2 protein-coding genes are annotated in these 3273 nt (G+C 38.6%); one reads left to right on the top strand and one right to left on the bottom strand.

Going from position 1 to position 3273, the window contains the following annotated elements:
• The first annotated feature begins 266 nt into the window (after positions 1-266).
• Positions 267-809 carry a replication/maintenance protein RepL gene (locus VP97_RS21090; protein ID WP_050184134.1) on the top strand — a complete coding sequence of 181 codons (543 nt, stop codon included), beginning with the start codon at positions 267-269 and terminating at the stop codon, positions 807-809.
• Positions 810-897: 88 nt separating this feature from the next.
• Here VP97_RS21090 and mobV read toward each other — a convergent pair whose 3' ends face one another.
• Complete coding sequence (gene mobV, locus VP97_RS21085) at positions 898-2007, bottom strand: MobV family relaxase (protein WP_050184133.1); 1110 nt, start codon at positions 2005-2007, stop codon at positions 898-900.
• Positions 2008-3273: the final 1266 nt, after the last annotated feature.

Genomic DNA, 3273 nt, shown 5'->3' with positions numbered 1-3273 from the left:
GACCCGTACCTTGTATGGAGCATAGCCCCTTATAGATATAGAAAGAGAGACTTACAGAAACCTTGATATATAAGGGTTTTGGAGATTGGAATGTAACATCAGCTGTGATACATATATGTAACATCAGCTGTGATACATATCGATACAAGATAAACCATTTTTGTCTTTACATGTATCAGTAAATGTTATACGATGTAACAAATTTGAAACGTATATGTATCATAGCTTGTGATACGTTCAGGGAGGTACATATGGAGGTTTTGCACATGAAAGAGGATAAGGACGAAAAAATTACTCTAGAAGTAAGTGAAGATGAATTTAAAAAGCTACAAAGACTGTTAGAAATGCACGAAGAACAAAAAGAAGAAGAGCAGCAAAGAGAGCAGGAAGACAAAAACACTAATTTTGTTCAGCTATACCGAGATCACATGCCAGAAATGCGTTGGCTAATGACTAATCATTCTTTTGCTAGTTCACTTTTGTTTTTTATTCTTGAGCATATGGACAACAGAAATGCCTTAGCATGTTCTTATTCTGTTTTTGAAGACTATTTTGGTAAATCCCGTATGACCATCTACAGAGCTATCAAATTGCTAGAAGAAAACGGCTTTATTGACGTATTGAAAATGGGAACATCAAACGTTTATCTAGTTAATGCCGATCTTGCTTGGACTGATTCACGTTCCAGCAAAAAATACGCTAAATACGATGGGAAAATCCTTGTAAGCAAAAAAGAAAATAAAGATTATGAATACCGAAAACAGTTTGATCGCTTTAAAGCTTTAAGGGAAAGAGAAAACCTAAAATAAAAAGCCCCTATCCACGGGGCTTTTTATTTGGAACCTTATTCAGTTAAACTTTTTTTACCAAATAGTTAAATTTAATTTAACTATTTTTTTAACGCTCTAATTCTTCTGTTTTTCTTAATGTCTTTTTTACTTTCTTTTTCAGTTCATTAGCCCATTCTTGAAACTGATCAACCAGCTGGTTTTCCATCAAAAACTTTTGAACGAATTCCAACTGTTTTTTCAAACTTTTGTTTTCCCGCTGCAATTTTTGATTTTCTTTCCTCAAATGCTGATTTACACGCTTTTCATGAGCAAAATCGTCCTGTAATTCCAAAAATTCATCCATGTGCTTTGTATAGCTCTCAACCACTGCATCACCTTTTTCATTAAGGCGCTTATTTTCAATTTTAAGCCCCTCTGATGCTTTTGCTAGGGTTTTGATACTCTCAAAGTCTTCAACGGCTAATTTGACCGTTTTAGAGCCAAATAAGGAGCTTTCCTTGAAATCGATTTGTTCAATCGGCTTTATCGCTTCAGCTGCTTCTTTCATTTCCACCAATTGATTTCTTATTTCTTGTGTTTCTCTCTCTTTTTCTAGCAACGTTTTTTCTAGGTTTTGAATGTTTTCTTTCAATGTGGCTGCTTTAAATTTTTGTGTGGTGACATGCTCCCGATCAGATCCTTTTTCCCCTCTCTCCAGATCAAAGCCTTTTTCCTTCATGTGCTTTGGAAAATCATCCTGGATCGCAAGCAACTCAGCCCGATTGAAAATATTTTTACTCTGCAATTTTCCATCACGCATGGGTACAACCCCAACGTGCATATGAGGTGTTTTCTCGTCTTTATGTACAACGGCATACGCGATATTTTGTTTTCCATACCGATCTGAAAAAAAGTCATAAGCTTCTTCAAAAAATCGCCGTTCTTCCGCCGGTTTCAGCTTGTCGAAAAATGACGAATCAGATGTGATCATCCACGAATTCACCAGAACCGCATCTTTTCGGATTTTTCTCTCTCCTGTTTTCTGGCTCTCAATAATTTCTTTTACTTGTTTGTTGTAGTCAATATTTGCATCGTTGGCCAGATCATAATTCAGTTTTGTTTTTGATTCATCAATATCAAAATTCGTTCGGCTTTCCCGTTCTCTTTGATTATGAAATTGGATTCCTTTCAAAGCCGGAGCCTTCATTTTATCCATCCTGCAGACCGCAAAACTCATGCGGCAGCACCCCCAGGTTTTGGTTTTATTTTTCGGCACAACTTCCATGTAAAGTATAGCTCACTATACTTTACATCGCAAAGTGTGAGGTCTGCGACGGCTTTTTTCGCAAGCGAAAAAGCACGCCAACGCGTGCAAAACCATGGGCGCTGCCCAAACCCGCCAGGGGAACTCTTCCCCTGTACCCCTTATAAAAAACTCCCCCATCCCCCTCACATTTGAGGGGGCTCCCTCGCCGGTTGGCAGGAACAAACATGGTTTGTTCAATGCCAAGAGGGTCTTGGACAGATGAGCCTGTCAACTCCTTATCCTCATTCCGCTCTCGCTTCATTCCGGTACCGTTGACAGGCGCGATTATTGGTTATTCTGCTGCTTATTTTCGTCTTCTGGTTCTGGTCTATTAAGTTTACTGTTGGGACTGAAACCTTGGTACATTAGCCAAGCTATAGCGACAAAGGCACCAATGAAAAATAAAAGGAAAAGTATTGATCCGCCGATAGTATTCACCCCTAAAAAACATGTTGTTTTATAGGATTATCATTTTTTTAAAGATTATTCGGTGAGGAATTTGCATTAACAAAGTCGATCAATTCGTCTCGAATTTCAGATTTTAAACAGAAATGAATTCTACATACAAAAAATGCTTCATACAAGGGGAAAACTCTATACTCCTAACATACATCTTCTCTCAGCTACTGTAGGTGCCCGCCCAAATGTTTTTAGAAACTCCCTATAAAATTCGTTAACTCTTCTTACTTCATCTGCAGTAAATATCCTTCTCCCTTCCGATCTATCACAGGAGCAACAATTTAATGACATCCTTCTCCCTCCTTTCTTTGAGATACATGTATTCACGAAGAAAATAAACTGGAACGGCTAATTTCTAGTAATCACTTTTTTTTCCCTATCAACCTTTTGTCAGAACTGCATACACTAAAAGGACAAAGAAATAATTGTATATTCCCCACTTTTTCAACTACTTTTTTTCTGAGAGTGACTTATATAAGTCGCTCTTTTTTTTATGTTTTCCCCTTGTTTTGGGGTGGTAGCTGGCTAGTCGTGTGGGGGCTAAACCCCACGAACTAGCGTGATTAAATTAAGCAAAAGGGATTTATCAGAATCGGCAGCGCAGGCGGTTTTTGGCGGTACAATGGCCGCAGCAAGCTCATTCCCGATGCTCCTCGTTTTGGGTATGGTGAGCTTGGCGAATTGCCAGCACCGCCAAAAAATGCTCCATACAAGGGGGAAAGGGTGGAGATTTTTCAG

The organism is Domibacillus robiginosus (assembly GCF_000966195.1).
Taxonomy (GTDB): domain Bacteria; phylum Bacillota; class Bacilli; order Bacillales; family Domibacillaceae; genus Domibacillus; species Domibacillus robiginosus.
Note: the sequence above shows the minus strand (reverse complement) of the source record. Positions and strands in the feature narration are given on the sequence as shown.

What these genes read in the sequence shown, in the direction of transcription:
- VP97_RS21090 (WP_050184134.1), top strand. Translation starts at nt 267, where the DNA reads ATGAAAGAGGATAAGGACGAAAAAATTACTCTAGAAGTAAGTGAAGAT.
- mobV (WP_050184133.1), bottom strand. Translation starts at nt 2,007, where the DNA reads ATGAGTTTTGCGGTCTGCAGGATGGATAAAATGAAGGCTCCGGCTTTG.